The sequence below is a fragment of the Aequorivita sp. CRS11 genome (genome assembly GCF_059693805.1).
Genome location: NZ_JCATIG010000001.1, coordinates 20,387 through 38,986 on the forward strand (window position 1 = coordinate 20,387; position 18,600 = coordinate 38,986).

16 protein-coding genes are annotated in these 18,600 nt (G+C 37.1%); 4 read left to right on the plus strand and 12 right to left on the minus strand.

Going from position 1 to position 18,600, the window contains the following annotated elements; all coding sequences use genetic code 11:
• The first annotated feature begins 145 nt into the window (after positions 1–145).
• The gene (locus tag AC58DT_RS00105; RefSeq protein WP_497214682.1) at positions 146–574 is read left to right on the plus strand and encodes an FKBP-type peptidyl-prolyl cis-trans isomerase; all 429 of its coding nucleotides are present in this window, start codon (positions 146–148) and stop codon (positions 572–574) included.
• Between the two features lie 124 nt (positions 575–698).
• Here AC58DT_RS00105 and AC58DT_RS00110 read toward each other — a convergent pair whose 3' ends face one another.
• Complete coding sequence (locus AC58DT_RS00110; RefSeq protein WP_497214683.1) at positions 699–2,255, minus strand: NAD(P)/FAD-dependent oxidoreductase; 1,557 nt, start codon at positions 2,253–2,255, stop codon at positions 699–701.
• A 193-nt stretch (positions 2,256–2,448) separates the two neighbouring features.
• On the opposite strand from AC58DT_RS00110, the gene AC58DT_RS00115 reads away from it, so the two are divergent.
• From AC58DT_RS00115 to AC58DT_RS00125, 3 genes are read left to right on the plus strand one after another with little or no spacing between them, the layout of a single operon-like run.
• A complete protein-coding gene (locus tag AC58DT_RS00115) occupies positions 2,449–4,740 on the plus strand; it encodes a TonB-dependent receptor family protein (protein ID WP_497214684.1) in 2,292 nt (763 codons plus the stop codon).
• Positions 4,741–4,778: 38 nt separating this feature from the next.
• Positions 4,779–5,783 carry a lipoate--protein ligase gene (gene lplA / locus AC58DT_RS00120; RefSeq protein ID WP_497214685.1) on the plus strand — a complete coding sequence of 335 codons (1,005 nt, stop codon included), beginning with the start codon at positions 4,779–4,781 and terminating at the stop codon, positions 5,781–5,783.
• Between the two features lie 39 nt (positions 5,784–5,822).
• On the plus strand, positions 5,823–5,963 hold the full coding sequence (locus tag AC58DT_RS00125) for a hypothetical protein (RefSeq protein WP_497214686.1): 141 nt from the start codon (positions 5,823–5,825) through the stop codon (positions 5,961–5,963).
• A gap of 2 nt (positions 5,964–5,965) precedes the next feature.
• On the opposite strand, the gene AC58DT_RS00130 is transcribed toward AC58DT_RS00125, so the two are convergent.
• From AC58DT_RS00130 to AC58DT_RS00180, 11 genes are all read right to left on the minus strand, one after another.
• Positions 5,966–7,303 (minus strand): capsule assembly Wzi family protein, encoded by a 1,338-nt coding sequence (locus tag AC58DT_RS00130; protein ID WP_497214688.1) that lies wholly within the window; start codon positions 7,301–7,303, stop codon positions 5,966–5,968.
• Positions 7,304–7,313: 10 nt separating this feature from the next.
• A complete protein-coding gene (locus tag AC58DT_RS00135; protein WP_497214689.1) occupies positions 7,314–9,677 on the minus strand; it encodes a GumC family protein in 2,364 nt (787 codons plus the stop codon).
• An 81-nt stretch (positions 9,678–9,758) separates the two neighbouring features.
• A complete protein-coding gene (locus AC58DT_RS00140; protein ID WP_497214691.1) occupies positions 9,759–10,430 on the minus strand; it encodes a polysaccharide biosynthesis/export family protein in 672 nt (223 codons plus the stop codon).
• 266 nt (positions 10,431–10,696) lie between these two features.
• Entirely contained in the window at positions 10,697–12,622 is a 1,926-nt protein-coding gene (locus AC58DT_RS00145; RefSeq protein ID WP_497214692.1) for a polysaccharide biosynthesis protein, read from the minus strand.
• A gap of 68 nt (positions 12,623–12,690) precedes the next feature.
• The gene (locus AC58DT_RS00150; protein WP_497214693.1) at positions 12,691–13,827 is read right to left on the minus strand and encodes a DegT/DnrJ/EryC1/StrS family aminotransferase; all 1,137 of its coding nucleotides are present in this window, start codon (positions 13,825–13,827) and stop codon (positions 12,691–12,693) included.
• On the minus strand, positions 13,817–14,413 hold the full coding sequence (locus AC58DT_RS00155; protein WP_497214695.1) for a sugar transferase: 597 nt from the start codon (positions 14,411–14,413) through the stop codon (positions 13,817–13,819). Before AC58DT_RS00155 ends, AC58DT_RS00150 begins: the two co-directional genes overlap by 11 nt.
• Before the next feature lie 8 nt (positions 14,414–14,421).
• The gene (locus tag AC58DT_RS00160) at positions 14,422–15,168 is read right to left on the minus strand and encodes a formyltransferase family protein (RefSeq protein ID WP_497214697.1); all 747 of its coding nucleotides are present in this window, start codon (positions 15,166–15,168) and stop codon (positions 14,422–14,424) included.
• A complete protein-coding gene (locus tag AC58DT_RS00165; protein ID WP_497214698.1) occupies positions 15,165–15,503 on the minus strand; it encodes a hypothetical protein in 339 nt (112 codons plus the stop codon). Before AC58DT_RS00165 ends, AC58DT_RS00160 begins: the two co-directional genes overlap by 4 nt.
• Positions 15,484–16,101 (minus strand): sugar transferase, encoded by a 618-nt coding sequence (locus AC58DT_RS00170; RefSeq protein WP_497214699.1) that lies wholly within the window; start codon positions 16,099–16,101, stop codon positions 15,484–15,486. Before AC58DT_RS00170 ends, AC58DT_RS00165 begins: the two co-directional genes overlap by 20 nt.
• 57 nt (positions 16,102–16,158) lie before the next feature.
• Positions 16,159–17,307 carry a glycosyltransferase family 4 protein gene (locus tag AC58DT_RS00175; protein ID WP_497214700.1) on the minus strand — a complete coding sequence of 383 codons (1,149 nt, stop codon included), beginning with the start codon at positions 17,305–17,307 and terminating at the stop codon, positions 16,159–16,161.
• A gap of 25 nt (positions 17,308–17,332) precedes the next feature.
• Complete coding sequence (locus AC58DT_RS00180) at positions 17,333–18,574, minus strand: hypothetical protein (RefSeq protein ID WP_497214701.1); 1,242 nt, start codon at positions 18,572–18,574, stop codon at positions 17,333–17,335.
• Positions 18,575–18,600: the final 26 nt, after the last annotated feature.

The window sequence follows — 18,600 nt, forward strand, 5'->3', positions numbered from 1 at the left end:
TATCCCATACCACCTTTTTTATAGTCAAGGGTAAATCCGTTAATATTTACATAAATCTCAGGATTAATGACTCATTTCTGTGGAATTGGCAATGCAAACCCATAGTTTTGCCCCCTTATTGAACAATAATTGAAAAAACAAAATTATGAGTCAAGTACAAGGAAATGAAACCGTAAAACTTCATTACACAGGAAAATTGAACAACGGACAAGTATTCGATAGTTCCGTACAACGTGAACCACTGGAGGTAAAACTCGGTGAAGGTCGTTTAATTCCAGGTTTTGAAAAAGGATTGGTAAATATGAAGGAAAACGAAAAGAAAACCATTACCATTCCAAAAGAAGAAGCTTACGGCGAAGTTCAAAAAGAACTTTTTCAAAAAATACCAAGTGAGAACTTGCCACAGGATATAAAACCAGAAATAGGTATGGGCCTTGTGTCCAAAAACCCTGACGGATCTGAGCGTCAACTGCGAGTTGCAGATGTAAAAGATGGGTTCATCATTGTGGATGCGAACCATCCTTTGGCCGGTCAAGACCTAACCTTTGAATTGGAATTGCTTGAGATAAAGTAATTTTTCCAAAAATATACTTTAAGAAAGGCTGCCACTTGGTAGCCTTTTCTTTTTGAAATCGAAATTGAAATTAAATTACAAAATTTAAGTCACGTATCAACGAACCGAATCTACGAATCCCGAATTAACGAATTAACTTTTCAGCAATTGCATCCACACAATTAATCCCATCAATGGCGGCTGAAATAATTCCTCCAGCATAGCCTGCACCCTCTCCACAAGGGTATAATCCTTTTATTTCAATATGTTCCAATGTTTCTGAATCGCGTGGAATGGAAACTGGCGAAGAAGTCCTGCTCTCGGGCGCATGCAAAACCGCTTGATTGGTGTAATATCCCTTCATCTTTTTTCCGAAGGCTACAAATGCTTTTTTCAAACGTTTTGAAATTAATGGCGGAAGCACTTCATTTAAATCTGCTGAAACAATTCCGGGCTGATAAGAAGTTTTTGGAAAATTTTCAGAAACCTTTCCTTCCACAAAATCAATCATCCGCTGGGCAGGTACTTTTTGGGTCTTCCCTCCTGCTTCCCAACAGCGCTGTTCCACAAACCTCTGAAAGTCCAGACATACAAAAGGATCACCTTCTTTATAATTTGGTAAATCTTTGGGTTCCACGCTCACTACAATTCCGCTATTTGCGTACGGATTGTTGCGCTTGCTTGGGCTCCAACCATTGGTAACCACCTCTTCCTGCTCGGTGGCGCAGGGCGCAATAATTCCGCCGGGACACATACAGAAGGAATACACCCCCAAACCATCTACCTGCTCCACCAAGGCATAGCTGGCCGGTGGTAAGTTTGGATTGTCAACTTCTCCGTGATATTGAATATAATCTATGAGCTCCTGTTGATGTTCCACCCGAACGCCAATGGCGAAGGGTTTGGCTTCAATTTTTACATTTTTAGCGTGAAGCAAATAAAAAATATCTCGCGCCGAATGCCCTGTTGCAAGAATTACGTTTTCAAACTCAAACCATTTTTCGGTATTTATTTGAATTGCTTCAATAGCGCCATCCTTCAACTTTAAATCTGTCAATTTTGAATTGAAATGTACTTCCCCACCATTATCGAGAATCGCTTCCCGCATTGCAGTTATTATCTTTGGAAGTTTATTAGTGCCAATATGCGGATGGGCATCAACAAGTATATCTTCATCGGCGCCAAAGTGGACAAACCATTCCAACGCTTTCAGCACATTGCCACGTTTTTTGCTACGGGTATAGAGCTTTCCGTCAGAATAGGTTCCTGCGCCGCCTTCCCCAAAACAATAATTACTTTCTGGGTTTACAATTTGGTCTTTATTGATTGCCGCTAAATCACGGCGGCGCTCCCGAACGTCTTTCCCGCGTTCAAAAACAATTGGTTTCAAGCCCGCTTCGATAGCACGAAGTGCAGCGTAAAGTCCGGCTGGGCCTGCGCCAATTATTGCAATTTCTTTGGAAGAAGAAACATTCTGCGGAATAAATGGCGGAATAAATTCACGCTTTTCGCCTTTCAACCACATTTCAACTTGAAGGTTTATTTTGATAGGTTGACGGCGCGCATCAATGGAGCGTTTGCGGATGCGCCAGTCGCTAATGTTTTCTTTTCGAAGCTTTTCCTTTTCCAAAGCAAGTTCCAAAATGAATTCCAAGTCTTCTTGTTGCCGTGGTAAAATCGCTATTTGAACCAATCTGCTCATAGGCGGCAAAGATAGGGAGTTAATTGGATAATGTAATCAGGGATATACCTATTCCACTCCTCATTCTTCCGTTAAGAAATATGTAAACTTTTTAGCGGGCTCTTATTTTCTAATACTAATTGCTATTTTTAAAGAAAACTGTTGTAAAACAATTAAACATGGAAATACAACCTATACTGAAATTGCATAAAGAATGAAATTACTTTACTTTCAAGCCGTGGCGACTTTATTGTTGACTGCCTTTTTTAATTTTTCGTACTCACAGGAAATAAAAGGCAAAGTCGTTTCTTATAAGGGCATTCCAATTGAGACAGTAACGGTTTTCTTAAAGGAAAAACAAGTGGCAATAACAGATTCGGAAGGGGTTTTTATAATTAAGAATTTATTGGAACTTCCTGTTACTTTAGGGTTTGAGCATCCCAATTATTATAGCGAAACATTTCAACTTTCAAAATACAATTCAACATTTATCCTTTATCCAAAAGTTAAATTGGAAAATTTAGAAGAGGTTATTATTTCATCAACCTTCCAAAAGGAAAGCAAAGTTATAATCCCAACGGAAAAAATTTCTTCAGCAAAACTTGAAGCATACAGCCCTGTGGATTTGGTGGCAGCAATTAATGAAACCCCCGGAGTTTATATCCAAAGCGGCGCCATCAACACCAACAGGATCGTAATCCGCGGCGTGGGCTCGCGAACCCTATACGGCACCAATAAAATCCGCGCCTATTTTAATGGAATCCCGATTACGAACGGTATTGGAGAAACCTCAATCGATGCTTTTAATCCAGAGGATTTGCAATCCCTGGAAATAGTAAAAGGTCCGAAAGCTACTCAATACGGCACCAATTTGGGCGGAACTTTGCTGCTCACCTCGAAACAAGCGAATTTTGGGGAATCTTTTTTTAAAACTAACCTGACAGTGGGCTCCTTTGGGCTGATAAAAAACTCCGTTTCAACAGCAACTTCCACTGAAACTTTTTCAGTCAATTTAAACTACGATCATTTAAAAACAGAAGGTTTTCGTGAGAATAACAACTATGACAGGCAATCGGTATTGTTAACAGCTACTTATACATTCAACACCAGAAATGAACTCAGTTTTTTAATGAATTACGTTGATTACTTTGCACAGATTCCTAGTTCCATCAGTAAAACCGCCTTTGAAGAAAACCCTGCACAGGCAGCATTTACCTGGAAGGCAGCAAAAGGGTATGAGGATAACAAACAAACATTGGCTGGGCTTAGCTTTACGCACCGTTTTTCTGAAAACTTCAGCAATACCAGTAGTCTTTACTATACCTATTTAGATCATTACGAACCACGGCCTTTCAACATTTTGGATGAATTCATCAATGGATACGGAGCGCGGACGGTTTTTGCAAAAGACTTTTCGTTTATAAGAGATAAAGCCAATCTCAGTTTTGGTGGCGAATTTTACAAAGACGAATACAACTGGAAAACCCTTGAAAATTTATATGAAGATAACAATGGCAACGGAAGTTTAGAAGGCGATTTGTTGAGCGATAATATTGAAAGGAGAGACAATTTGAATGTTTTTATAACCGCAACGCTTCCTTTTACAAAAAAGCTAAAAGGTCAGTTTGGCCTTAATTTTAACCAAACTAATTATGATTTTATGGACTACTTTAATGAAGGAGAGGCAAACAAAAGTGCTGATCGAAACTTTGAACCCATTTTGGCACCGAATATAAATTTGTTATACCAATTCACTGAAAACAGTAGCGCCTATTTCAACTTCAGTCGCGGCTTTAATTATCCTTCCATTGAGGAAACCCTTACGCCTGCAGGAGTCATAAATCCCGATCTTGGACCCGAAAAGGGTTTTAATTATGAATTGGGAAGCGAGCTTTTTCTTTTTAAAAGAAAGTTATCTTTTCAACTCAATGCATATCTTTTGGATATTGATGATTTATTGGTGGCAGAGCGCGTTGGCGACGATCAGTATATTGGCAGAAACGCAGGAAAAACGGAACATAAGGGCATAGAAATAAGTGCTTCCTACACACAGACTTTCAGTGATTTGTGGTCCGTTTCTCCTTATCTTAATGTCGAAATTACCGATCATAAGTTCATTGATTTTGTAGATGGCGACAATGATTTTTCTGGTAACCGACTTACGGGTGTGCCCGATAAAAAAATAAACGGAGGAATACAAATTGGATTTAAAAACTTTAAGTTGGGCACAAATTTTCTTCATATTGACGAAATTCCACTTAATGATGCCAATGAAATTTATTCAGAAAAATATACGGTTTTCAACACTAAGGCTTCCTATAAAAATCAACTTTCAAAAGCGCTCTCTTTTGAAATACATGCAGGGATAAACAATTTTACCGATGAAAAATATGCTGCTTCCGTGTTAATAAACGCTTCAGGCTTTGGAGGTGCCGAGCCTCGCTACTATTACCCAGGAATGCCACGAAATTGGTATGGCGGGTTTCAGCTAAAATATCAACTTTAAGCCTTGAAGTTTGTACCTTTGCGAAAACTTTTTACAACATGATTTTCCTGGAAAACGAAGGCAATACCAATCCCAGATTAAACCTTGCATTGGAAGAATACGCGCTGCGAAATTTTAGCGCCGAAAATGATTATTTGCTCTTTTATATTAACGAGCCGTCCATCATCATTGGCCGCAATCAAAATACATTGGAAGAAATAAACCACGAGTACATTGAACAGAATAATATTCACGTTGTGCGAAGGGTTTCGGGCGGTGGCGCGGTATATCACGATTTTGGGAATCTTAATTTCAGTTTTATCACAAACCACGATGTAAAAAGTCTGAATAACTTTAAAAAATTCACTGCTCCCGTAATTAAGGTGTTGAACACTTTGGGCCTGGATGCGGAACTTAAAGGCAGAAACGATATCCAGGTAGATGAAAAGAAAATTTCAGGTACCGCGCAGTTTTCCACGGGAAAGCGGATGGTAAGTCACGGTACGCTCCTATTTGATACAGATTTGGGTGAAGTGGTAAATGCCCTTAATGTGAAAATGAGCAAAATTGAGTCTAAAGGACATAAATCGGTACGCAGCCGGGTGGCCAATATTTCTGAATTTTTAAAAGAGCCATTAAAGATTGAAACTTTTAGAAAACTTTTACTGGAAGGCCTTTATGAAGAAAGTGAACCTTTTGAAAGCTATCACTTAACGTCCGAGGAATGGAAATCAGTCCATCAATTAAAAGAAGAGAAATACGACACTTGGGACTGGAATTATGGCCGCTCCCCTAAGTTCAACGTTCAGCGTAGCAAGCGTTTTCCTGTAGGCGAAATAGATCTTCGCATATTTGTGGAAAAAGGGCATATCAAGGAATTCAAAATATTTGGGGATTTCTTCGGAAAGGAGCCCGTGGAAAACCTAGAAAAACTCTTGGAAGGCGCCCGCTATGAAAAAGAGGATATTTCAGAATTGTTGAAGGATATTGAAGTAAAGGAATATTTTGGTGATATTCCCAAAATTGATTTTATCGAGTTAGTATATGGTGCAGATAAAGTTTAGTAATAGTCTGGTGAAGTTAATTTTCGAAATTATTATTGGATGAGTAAAAATACCAAAATACTTTTAATGGTTATAGCCGCATTGATTACTATAATAGGATTTGTAACAGGAAAGTTTCTGTTTCTTTTTATCTGGCTGCCTTTGGGATTTCTATTTAAGAAAAAGGAAAAAGAAGATTGATTTTAGAAGGAATAGGAATATGCTATTCCGCCTCCAATAAGCGTATCAGCAACATTTGAGAAATCTGCTCCCCCCAAGACTGTAAATGTTCCGAGCTTTTCACTTTTATAGGAAAGCGAGCCGTAGTTGTACCAATATTTCCATTCTGGGAAAAATGGTTTTCGATAGGTTCCTAGATATTTGGCATAGGTGCTTTTTAATTTCCACTGAAATTTACTAAATGTTCCCTTCACTGCAAAATGGTGCACTTTGGAACGGTTACTTATAATAGGGCTATATTTCTCAGTTATTTCAACATTATTTTCAAAAATTATAAAAGGTAGCCCTATTATATTTTTTTCATAACTCCAGCCACTTCGATAAATTCCATTAAAGAAATAATTATCTATACCGCTACCTATAGAAATCCCACTTTGATTCATTGTGTGTATATATTCATAGAGGACTGAAGAAACAATTTTAATTTTTTTTGGGACAAAATATACTCCCCATACTCCATCAGGAAAATTTGCAAGTCGAGTGCCTGACCCATCTTCTATTGGATGTTCGTGATAAACCGAAAAACTTCCAAAAGAATTTCTGTTGTCATAAATTAATGAATAAGTACCTAAGTGATTTCCCAACTTATTTATCTTATCATTTTCTACTCCAATTTCTTCAGAGTTGTGAGCAAAAAAAACATTAATAAAATCTTTAGTACTATTTTCTAATTTTCCCAAACTTCGTGAATTTCCACCCCATTGGGCATAATGTTGAATTTTTGCCGTTAATTTATGGTTTTCATTGAATTGGGTTATAAGCCCCAATCTTTTGTAATGTACATACGTACCATCCACAAATCGATTGTCATTCAACTCGTAATGGCCAATACCCCAATCCAATCCGAAAGTATTTGAAATTTTAAGAGGGTTGTTTGCCTCTATGAGTATCCCCGGCAAGGGTCTGGCGTTTCCAGACCATAAAAAGTTTTGGTTGGTTGCAGAAAGTCCTTCAAGCACTTCCTTTTGTTTTTTTGAACCAACTGTGGCCAAAAGCCAAGAGTTTTCAAATTGAAGATATAAATCCCTTCGTTGCACATTGTTTTCAACTCCATCCCTTCCAAACACTGCAGCCCCTGCATTCAACTTAAATTTTGAATACTTTAATGTTGTTTTCAACTCAGCCGTTGCCGATAGATTTGTGAGTTCTCCTACCGCATAATTAGTATTGCTGTGGAACCAAAAAGGGTTTTCGTTTTCGTTTGATAAAATAGCTTTAGTCCCAATACTGCCGCCAATTTCAAATTCCTGTGAAAAGAGTACCAAAGGGAAAAGAAGAAATATTAAAAGGAATCTTTTCATTTGGCTTAACCTACTGTTTATTCAACATCCTTTTCAGCAGTGAGCGTTCCTCCCTGGCATATGCATACCCGTATTTATTACCGTAGCCAAAATTATTTAAGTTCACATTGTTGAGCACTATCGCAACATTAGCCAAACGCCCATCATCAATAGCATCTTGCGGAAAATCGAGCAAGCGTTTGTCTGTATAGCCAGCCCGTACCACATACAATGTTATATCCGCCAGTTTATTAATCAAAATAGTATCGGTTACCAGCATAGAAGGCGCAGTGTCCATAATGATGTAATCATATTCCTTTTTGAGTGCTTCTACAAAAGTTGTAGTTCGCTTTTGCATCAACAATTCGGCAGGGTTTGGCGGTATGGCACCTGAAAGCACAATGCTCAAATTTTCATTGTACTCACTTTGGGATACAACATCTTCTACCTTAATATCATCATATACAATATACTCGGTAAGTCCTTTATTGTTTTTTAAATTCTCTGGTAAATACCGTTGCAATTGTGGATTGCGTATATCAGCCCCCACCAGCACAACTTTTTTACCTGTAAGTGCTAATGTTAATGCTAGGTTGAATGCCACAAAGGTTTTTCCTTCACCTTTTATGGTTGATGTTACAATTAGTGTCTTGCCTTTCTCGTTTTCTTCAAGCTTATTGATAAATAGATACTGTAGATTGGTCCGCAATATTCTATAGGCTTCGGCCATTATACTGCGATCGTTAAACTGTATCAATTCTGATTCACCCTTTTGGATTTTTGGAATTTCTCCAATAATGGAAATAGTTTTTAAATGTTTTTCCACATCCTTTCTATTTTTCACCTTGGTGCTCAGCAAATAAAAACTGTATATTCCACCAAAGGGAACCAAGAGCCCTGCCAATAAGGCTCCTAAATAGATAATTGGTTTTTTGGGAGAAACTGGCTGTTCAGGTCCGTAAGCACTATCCACAATCTTTGCCCTATCTGCCGTAGCTGCCAGCGCAATGGATGCCTCCTCCCGTTGCTGCAGTAAAAAGAGATAAAGCTGCTCCTTAATGGTTTGTTGACGTTCTATACCCCTGAATATTTTTTCTTTGGCAGGGACTTGGGATATCTTGGAGCTGATAATATTTTCTTGTACATTTAAATCCTTCATCGCAATTCGTAATCCATTACGTGAATTCTCCAAACTTCCCAATATATTGGCGCGCATTTGGGCAATTTGTTCGTTTACACTCTTTACTACAGGATTCTTGGAGGTGGAGCTTTGCAATAATTTATTTCGGTATAAAATAAGTTCGTTGTAATTATTTACTGCCGTGCCTACACTTTCATTGGAGATTCCAATATTGGCGGGCAGCAATTCATCAGGATTGCTATTCTTGATATAGTCTATCATGGTATTGCTCAACTCCATTTGGGTAGAAACATCCAACTGCCGCTTATTAAATTCACTGGCATTTTCCAAGGTTATTTGGGCTTCCGCCTGAATGTCAGTCAGTCTATTGGAGCTTTTAAAATCTTCCTTATTTCTTTCAACCGAATCTAGCTCCTTGGTAATAATCTGCAATCGTGACTCTATAAAAGCTGATGTTTTTTTGGCAATCTCATTTCTATCCTGAACAGCATCCTTGTTGTATTGCCGCACCAGCTCATCTAAAAAATCCTGCCCTTTCTCCTTATTTTGGGTCTGTATGGACAATTCTACTACATTACTTTTATCGTTAGTATTCATAACACTAACCCTTTCCTGAAAATTTAATGAAGCTGTTTCTATTGAATTATAATTTACTAAAATTACTTTTTCAAAATATCCATTAAACTTATCTATATCCAATAAATTAGGTAAGACGGTAATTACACCAAATGGAAGATCGATTTGTTCACCAAAGCTATAAGTATTTGAAAGATTAAGTTCCTCACTCTCAAGATGAAATTTATTATTTGACAATATTTTAAAATAGAGAGAGGGAATATTTTCATTAAATTCCTCTTTAAAACTTTGAAACTTCACCTCAAAAGGTTTGTAGCCGTATAGTTCAGAGGTCTTTATACTTCCAACCACCTCATATTTTATATTGAGTTGCAGCTCTTTTACGGTTTCAGATATTAATCTCTTCGAGTTAAAGATTGCAAGTTCATTGTCTATTTGATTATTCTTAAACCGGGATAAAAAACTTCCAAATTGGGAAAAGGCCGCCATTTCCAATGGACTCTGGGTTTTTTCATCCTTAATGATAATGGTTGCCTTGCTCTGATAAAGCTGTGGGGTATATCGTAAGTAAAGAAATGCGATCACCAAAGCGATAAGCACTCCAATAACAAATAAATACCAAAATTGGGTATATTGTTCAATTAGCTCTCGTAATGAAAGCTCGTCTGAATCTTGCATTTTTTGATTCTCTTCCATAAAATTTCTTTCCCTCTTAATTATAAAACTATAAAAGGGTGTTTTTTCTTGTAGTATTTAAAGCTATCTAAATATAATAGCCATCGCAGACAATAGTAGAGAGGCTACACTCACATAGACTGCGGTATTTCTATTAAAGCTACTACTCTGTACCTGAGCCCGATTGGGTTCCACATATACTACATCATTTTGTTGCAAATAGTAATATTCACTGTTTAAAACATCTGCACTTCTAAGGTCCAAATATTCATATTGTTTTGTTTTACCATCGTCCCTAATAACCAATACATTATCCCTTCTTCCATAGATTGTCATATCTCCGGCCAATCCCAAGGCAGCAGGCAGTGTCAGTCGCTCTCCTTCAAAATTATAGGTTCCGGGCCTATTTACTTCCCCTAAAAGACTTACCTTAAAGTTAAGGATACGAATGGTAACAATAGGATCTTTCACATATTCGGAAATACGTTTGGTCAACATCTCACTTAATTCCGTCCTACTCAACCCGGCTACCTTTACATTGCCCAATACAGGAAAATCTATGGTTCCGTCCTGTGCAGTAAGATAGGCTTGTTGCTGGTTGGTATTGTTTATACTTATTCCAGAAACCTCAGCTGTAGGACGTGTCTCACTAATTAGATTGAATGGACGAACCGCATTTAAATCGTATGCGGAAACCACAATACTTAGAAGATCTCCAGATTGAATTTTAGAGCTTTTTTGTAGAGTATCAAGCACTCGCTGCCCTTCAGATAAATCTTGGAAATAAACAATTTTCTTAGGAGAAACACAGGATACCCCTAGGGTCCCCAGGAGTACAACAACTAATAACTTTATAAAATATCGTATCATATCTTTTTTGCAAATATAATCTTTTATCAACCGTACACTAAAGGATTCAGGATTTTAAGGAAAACAAGCGTGTTTAAAAATATATAAAACTTATAAAAAAGAAAACCTTCATTACTTATATGAAGGTTAATTTATTTGATAGCATAATATTATTAATTCTGGTGCTGAATATCCAAAAACTGGTATTCAGAATTCTGGCTAATATACTCTGGCACTAATTCCTTAATCTTTAGGACCACCTCCGTTTTTTTACTTTGGTTGGTGGCTTTGACAATAGCCTGGATTTTCTCACTAACCCTATAAAAATCCTCTGTCGGCACTTTTGATACCATAATCTTCGAGTGGAAAGTTGGTAAGCTCTCAGCAGTTTCGCTTAAAAGCTCTTCATACAGTTTTTCCCCAGGACGTAAACCGGTAATTTTTATATCAATATCTTTATAAGGTTGGAATCCGGAGAGTTTTATCATCCGTTCAGCCATATCGAGTATTCTTACCGGCTTACCCATATCAAATATAAATATCTCTCCTCCTTTACCCATGGTACCAGCCTGTAATACCAGTTGACAGGCTTCTGGTATGGTCATAAAATAACGTATTATATCCTTATGGGTGACAGTTACAGGTCCTCCTGCCTCAATCTGTTTTCTAAAGTGCGGGATTACCGAACCATTGGATCCCAAAACGTTTCCAAATCGAGTTGTAATAAAGCGGGTATGGGTGCCAATTTTCTCCTGAAGTGACTGTACATACATCTCCGCTGCTCTTTTTGACGCTCCCATTACATTCGTCGGGTTAACGGCCTTATCGGTAGATATCATCACAAATTTATCTATCCCATGTTGTACAGCGAGGTTAGCAAGATTTATCGTACCACTAATATTTACACCTACAGCCTCGTAAGGGTTTTTCTCAATAATCGGTACATGCTTATATGCCGCAGCATGAAAGACTATATCAAACTTGTAGGTGGCAAATATCATCTCAAGGCGATCGATATTCCTCACATCAGCCAAAACACTGGCAAATTTTAAATCCGGAAAATTATTTTCCAAATAAAGTTCCATCTCATATAATGCCGACTCCGCATTATCCAAAACCACAATTTTTCGAGGATTGAATAATGACAATTGTCTTACTATTTCACTCCCAATCGATCCTGCGCCCCCAGTTACCAAAATTGTTTTATGCTCAAGATCGTTTTTAATTATAGCAGAATCGATTTCAATCGGATACCTATCCAATAAATCCTCAATTTCTATATGCTTTATTTGGGTCTGTAAGTCTTGTTTCTGGTTCCAATTCTCAACAGAAGGCATATTAAATACCTGTATCTTATTTGCCAAACAAGCTTCTACTATTTCATTTGTTTCTGCTACTGATAAAGAATCACGCACCATTAAAACCCCATCAATGCGATGCTTTTCCAGCAAAGAGGCAAATTCTTTAGAATCCTTTTTTATCGATGTTAAAAAAACCGGCTTTCCAAGAACATTTAATCTCTTAGTGGAAGTATCATCGGAAATAAACCCTATCAATTGAAAGGCTTGGTCAGATTCCGAGGTAAGTGCCCTTCCCAAGTTAATAGTCTGATTATCCATTCCTACAATCAACACCCGCTTCTTGATCTTAGCAGTATTCATTCTGCGTATATACTGATAAGCCTCCTTCACCGCAATTCTCAAAAACAACATTAATGTAAAAGAAAAAAACATGTAAAGTATCACCGCCGTTGTAAGCAATATTTTTTCTCCCTGAAAAAAATAATAAACGGTATTATAAATAACAACCGTAATTGCTGTAAAAAAAGACGCTGCAGCTACCCTAAATACATCGGTAAACGTGGAGTGGCGAACTATTCCCGCATAAGTCCTAAAAATGTAAAAGAAAAATACATTTATACCCAAAATGAATAGAGCCCGCAATGGAGTAGGCCATACATTCTGAAATTTTAACGGCGTACCGTCCAATATTAAATAAGCCAATACAAATGAAGCCAAACATATCAAAACATCCAACATCAATACAGCCCAACGTGGCAAATACCGTCGGTTTAATAAACCTATAGTTCTAGTGCGCATCTTTAATTGCTCAAATAGTGAATTGTTATAAGGCACGGCTTCGTAAGATTTGGGACTACAAATATAACCTATTTATCGATAAAAGGTATTAAAACATCGTTAATCTTAACTTTTTCTTCATCTGTTAAATTTGAACCTGAGGGCAAACAAAGCCCCATATTAAATAAATCGGCAGCAACTGTACCACCGTAATAAGGCGCATCTATAAAAACAGGCTGCAAATGCATCGGCTTCCATAACGGCCTGCACTCAATATTATTTTCACCCATTGCCAATCTAATATCTTCGTTTGAAAAACCACATTCTGAACGATCTACGAGAATACAGGAAAGCCAATGATTTGAAAAATAATCGCTATTAGGTTCTGAAAACACATTAACTCCATTGGTATGCTTAAATATATCTTTGTAAAAGTCGTTCATTTCTCTACGCAAACCTACGTGTATATCAAGAACTTCCATTTGGCCTCGGCCTATACCCGCAGAAATATTGCTCAACCTGTAGTTATAACCTATTTCTGAATGTTGGTAATGTGGAGCCGCATCCCGCGCCTGTGTAGCCAAGAAGATGGCTTTTTCCTTGTGCTTTAAATTTCGAGACAGCAAAGCGCCGCCTCCCGAGGTAGTTATAATCTTGTTTCCATTGAAAGAAAGTATAGAAATATCTCCAAAGGTACCGCATTTTTGGTTTTTATAGCTACTTCCAAGGGCTTCGGCACTATCTTCCACTATTGGAATTTCATATTTTTCAGAAATCTTTCTTATTTCTTCAACTTTATAAGGCATTCCGTATAAATGTACGGCAATGATTGCTTTTGGTTTTTTTCCTTTTGAAATTCGATCCTTTATGGTTTCCTCCAAATGGTTTGGGCAGATGTTCCAAGTATCTGGCTCGCTATCAACAAATATGGGAGTTGCACCTTGATACACAATAGGATTTGCTGAAGCGGAAAAGGTCATACTTTGGCAGATTACCTCATCGCCCTTTTCAACGCCCAATAAAATAAGTGCCAAATGTATTGCCGCAGTGCCAGAGCTAAGTGCGGCAACGTGATTCCCATTTCCCAGATAACTTTCTAAAGATTTCTCAAAACCATCCACATTTGGACCCAATGGCGCTACCCAATTTGTGTCAAACGCCTCATTAACGTAATTTTGCTCGGCACCGCCCATATGTGGGGAGGATAGGTATATTTTAGTATCCATTATTTTTTAAATCTAATTTTGAGGATGTTTGCAGAAAAAACTTAGAAACAGTTTTAAAAATTATTTTTAAGTCTTCAGTGATTGATTTTTTATAATAATAATCTAAATTCATTTTTACTTTATCGGGAAAAATAACAGAATCGTTATATTCCAAAGGATTCTTTTTTGTGCTTAAAATATATTCTTCATTAAAATATTTTAAAGAAGCCTCACTTGTCAATCCTGGTTTCAATTCCAATATTTTTCTATTCTCTCCTTCTAATTTATCATAATACCCTGGAATATCAGGCCGCGGGCCCACAAAACTCATTTGCCCAAAAAATACATTCACCAGTTGTGGTAGTTCGTCAATTTTCGATTTTCTTAGAAACATTCCAAATTTTGAAATATGGCCTGTTTTATCATTTATCGTTCTGATTTTAAATATATTAAATAATTTTCCGTACTGCCCTACCCTTTTTTGAACGTATAATCCAAATGATAAAGTATCAACGCTTGCTAAAATGAGGCATAGCAATATGAGCCAACCCAGAAAGATAAAAAGGAATAGCGATAAAAAGGTGTCAAAAAGATATTTTATGGACAAAGTCAGTTTTATTGTTTAGAAATATTTACCTGAATATAATAAGTTTCACCGCCTTCATTAAAATAAGCTGCTTCCTCAATTTTATTTGTTGTTAGACCTCTCAATAAATTAACCAATTCCTTTCCGGAATAGGATTTATTCAGGTCAATTTTCTGTACATTTTTTAAATCTTTTTTGGAATGATTCGTACCTACATGCGTTTGTTGAGTAGATTTTGGGTTAAAATTTTTTAAACTTTCAAAAGCTTCACAAAAAACTTCTTCTTCTACCTTCATCACTCGCATATACAATGTGTGTGCGGTATCTGATGGTTTAACCTCAATTTCTTTTTGATGGATAATGTTTCCCTCGTCCAGTTTTTCGGTCATAAAATGCAATGTTGCGCCATATGGCGTTCCATCAATTATTGCCCAACTTGGCGTATGCCAACCTTTATTGAAAGGCAAATAAGCAGGATGAAGATTTAAAAAACCTATTTTAGGAAGGTTCAAAAATTCAGTTGGAATAATATACGGAAAATGAATCCCGAAAATATAATCCAAATTCAACGCTTGAATTTTTTCAAAGTTATCTTTAAAGGAGTTTCCTCGAAAAATTAAATCATCCGTTAAACCAGATAATTCAATAAGCTCTTTGCAATGTGAACTTTTGTCGCTGTCTGAAATAAATAAGGCCGATGGTTTATACCCTTTTGAAATAATAAATTTTAAAATGGTAACGCTAATTTTTCTATCCCCCGCAAATGCATATCTCATAGTTTTTTCAATAAAATTTTATTTACAAATGTTTTTGGGAATTCAGGCGAATTTTTGAATCGCTCAAAAACGAATTCTGATTCCAAATCCGGTTCTGTTCTTTCCAATTCCGCAAACTGATTTAACCAATCTTCCAAATGAAATATATACCGCTGAACTGCTTCTTTTTCCGTTTCATCACATTCGTATAAATAAATTTCTAAAATTTCATAAACATTCAAGTTTGCAGACTTAATGCGAAGAGCCTGAAAATATTTCTTTTCAGGAACATACAAATTATATGCGGCTTGGGAGCGACCAATGGCTATTTGAAGTTTAGTTATTGTCGAGATCATTTCCTTTAAAATATAGTGTTGTAGCTTGGCCTTCCTGTGAGATGCCTTCTTTGACAAATACTTTTTTTATAGTCAAAAACAATATTTTGAAATCCAAAACCAGACTAATATTGTTAACATACCAAACGTCATATTCAAATTTCTGTTGCCAGCTAATTGCGTTGCGACCATTTACTTGCGCCCATCCAGTAATTCCGGGTTTCACATTGTGTCTTTGCTTTTGAAAATCATTATACAACGGCAAATATTGTGGCAATAGTGGTCTTGGACCAACAAAACTCATATCGGCTTTTAAAACATTCAGCAACTGGGGCAATTCATCAAGGGAAGTGGAACGAACGAAACGGCCAATGGAAGTAATTCTTTTGGCATCTGGCAAAAGATTTCCAAGATTGTCCTTCTTGTCCGTCATTGTTCTGAACTTAACAATTGTAAATATTTCTCCTTTTTTGCCAGGTCTTTTCTGTAAGAAAAAAGGGGAGCCCCCGTTTGCTAACGTAAGCACTATCATTACCAAAATGATTATTGGGCTAGATATTAAAAGCAATACCAATGCAAAAGTGATATCAAAAAAAGGCTTTATTAAATTTACGTACATTTTTGGGGATATGCTTGAGCGTGCAAAATTAAGTAAAAGGAAAGAGATGTAATAGCTTTATAGTGTTTGATACTCTTTCAAAAGGGCTTGCCAAATTTCTGTCCTACTAAAACGCGAAACTATTTTTTGTCGAGCTACTGCCTTTAAATTGGTGTATAAAAAGGCATCTGTGGCAAGTAGTTTCATTGCAGTTTCCAATTCTTTCACATTTTTGGGAGAAATAATCAAGCCATTAACCTCGTTTTCAATAATCTCATTACAGCCATTAATATCGGTAACTATTGCTGGCAAACCCATTGCCCCCGCTTGCATAACTACGTTTGGAAAACCTTCGCGGTAACTAGGAAATACCAAAGCGTCGGAAATAGAAAAATAGGACCGTACATCATTTTGATAGCCTACGGAATAGATTCTTTGGTGATGCTCAATCTGGGAAAGGGTTTCGGGCAAAAGTGGGTCAAGACTGCTTTCAAAAGGCCCTACCAACAACAATGACACCTTTGAATTGGAATTGGCAAGATTCAAAAAGGCGGCTACCAATTCATTTATCCCCTTATCTTTTACCAAGCGGCCGACAAAGATGAATACGAAGTGATTTTGGGGAATCCCTAATTTTCTTCTAAAAAAAGTTTTGCTTTCTTCCGTGAAAAGTGTTGGGTCAAAATCGGTGGTGTCGATACCATTACTACTTCCCAGCCCTATTATGAAAAGTTTTTCCGGAGTTGTAAATTTCTCTGAAAGAATAAATTCATACAACCCCTTTGAATTTGGATAAACCTTGGTTGCAAAACGGTATGTTAGTTTTTCCACAAAATTGAGGACCTTTCTTTTTAAACCCGATGTTTCCATCAACGGAAGGCCCGCAACGGTGTGCAAACGGTTTGGAACTCCTGCAAACCAGGCTGCCATCATTCCTACAATTCCCGCCTTGGGGGTATGTGTATGCACAATGGTAGGTTTTTCTTTTTTTAGAAATTGGTATAATTTAAAAACGGCGGCAAGATCTTTTAGGGGCGTGATTTTTCGGGTAAGTCCTACAGGAAAAACACGAACCCCTTCCTTTTTTCCATAAATTTCCAAGCGTTCGCTATCCGAAGATATGGCAACTACTTCAAAATAGTTCTCCATATATGCCAATTGCCCTTCCAGGAGTTTTTCCAAAGAGAGCGGCACTGTTGTTATCCGTATGAGTTTGTGTTTATCCACGAAACCTGTCTTTAAATAGTCCCATTTATTGTTCTTCTTTTATATCTATAAAAACATTTTCGGTGGAATGCAGGCTTCCTTCTAATTTTTCGCTCGTTTCCATTGCATTGAGCTTTTTGTGTTTTTCAATTATATTAGGCGAGACCAAACTCAATAAGATTGCATTTGTTCTAAACCCGCTAGCTTTCAAAAAAATATTATTATCAGACCATCTCGGGTTTATAAAGGTTATGGAGCCTTTGGTTTTGCCTATGACGTTTTCCTCTTTTGGAATTAATGGACAACCGATCAAAACTGCAATATCTGAATTTACATCCCTATGGTTTTCAACAAAAATGTTTGTCATTATGAAGCCATCTTTCATGAGTTTGCCCAATCCAATTTGAATGCCCTTGCCCGAATTCTTTTCGGTTGTTAAATTTAAAATTTGAATGTCCCTTATAATATGTTCTGGACTGTTGGGCTCAATATCCAATCCGGCCATTGGTTTCGTTCCGTCGGCTCTGGCCGCTGTGTGGTTTTGTATTGTGATGCGCACCCCACTTGTAATTGTAATATTGTTTCTTCTGTTTTGGTTCGTAATTCCGCCATTTACAAATATATCTTCTGAAGGCCTAGTTCCTTTTTGTTTGCCTATATAAATACCATCACCCCAACAATATTGGATATTAGGACGGTTAATGAGTATGTTTTTTGAAGAATAAATTGCTATGCCCATCCCCCATTCCCCATCCGTACCCAAATGGTTGTAGCGGTCGCCTTCAATAACTGGATTATTTAAGACAACGTTTGAAACATCGCGCATTTCCAAAATTTTATAATTTCCCTTTTTGTTGGGTTTTAATTTAAGAATGCTTCCATTAGAAAATACAATCTTGCTTCCCGAGGGAATACTGAGACCGTTCTCGTTAATCAAAATTGGAAATGGCGGAAATATAACCTCGCAATAGTTGTCCAGAACATTTTGTATATAACTTGTATAATCAACCGTGGCATCTGTGACATAATTGGCAGGCAACGCATTTTCAAGTTTAAAGCCCGATTGCATTATTTGTTCGCCCATTATTTTTAAATTCCTTGTGATGGAGTCGTTTTTTGAGGTTTCTTCAAAATTGAGTTCTGAAACAGATTTAGGCATTGATTGAATGGAATCTGCACCTTGGCCGATCGTTATGGCCCTTGTTTTGTTTTCAGTATTCCTACAAGCGGAAAGTTGAAAAACAAGAGCAGTGAGGAAAAAAATATATGAAGTTTTCAAACTGGTCATCTTTTTTATAATGCACAAATTTCATA

Excerpts from the sequence above, each read along its gene's own strand:
- AC58DT_RS00105 (WP_497214682.1), top strand. The coding sequence starts at position 146 with ATGAGTCAAGTACAAGGAAATGAAACCGTAAAACTTCATTACACAGGA.
- AC58DT_RS00110 (WP_497214683.1), bottom strand. The coding sequence starts at position 2,255 with ATGAGCAGATTGGTTCAAATAGCGATTTTACCACGGCAACAAGAAGAC.
- AC58DT_RS00115 (WP_497214684.1), top strand. The coding sequence starts at position 2,449 with ATGAAATTACTTTACTTTCAAGCCGTGGCGACTTTATTGTTGACTGCC.
- lplA (WP_497214685.1), top strand. The coding sequence starts at position 4,779 with ATGATTTTCCTGGAAAACGAAGGCAATACCAATCCCAGATTAAACCTT.
- AC58DT_RS00125 (WP_497214686.1), top strand. The coding sequence starts at position 5,823 with ATGAGTAAAAATACCAAAATACTTTTAATGGTTATAGCCGCATTGATT.
- AC58DT_RS00130 (WP_497214688.1), bottom strand. The coding sequence starts at position 7,303 with ATGAAAAGATTCCTTTTAATATTTCTTCTTTTCCCTTTGGTACTCTTT.
- AC58DT_RS00135 (WP_497214689.1), bottom strand. The coding sequence starts at position 9,677 with ATGCAAGATTCAGACGAGCTTTCATTACGAGAGCTAATTGAACAATAT.
- AC58DT_RS00145 (WP_497214692.1), bottom strand. The coding sequence starts at position 12,622 with ATGCGCACTAGAACTATAGGTTTATTAAACCGACGGTATTTGCCACGT.
- AC58DT_RS00150 (WP_497214693.1), bottom strand. The coding sequence starts at position 13,827 with ATGGATACTAAAATATACCTATCCTCCCCACATATGGGCGGTGCCGAG.
- AC58DT_RS00160 (WP_497214697.1), bottom strand. The coding sequence starts at position 15,168 with ATGAGATATGCATTTGCGGGGGATAGAAAAATTAGCGTTACCATTTTA.
- AC58DT_RS00165 (WP_497214698.1), bottom strand. The coding sequence starts at position 15,503 with ATGATCTCGACAATAACTAAACTTCAAATAGCCATTGGTCGCTCCCAA.
- AC58DT_RS00170 (WP_497214699.1), bottom strand. The coding sequence starts at position 16,101 with ATGTACGTAAATTTAATAAAGCCTTTTTTTGATATCACTTTTGCATTG.
- AC58DT_RS00180 (WP_497214701.1), bottom strand. The coding sequence starts at position 18,574 with ATGACCAGTTTGAAAACTTCATATATTTTTTTCCTCACTGCTCTTGTT.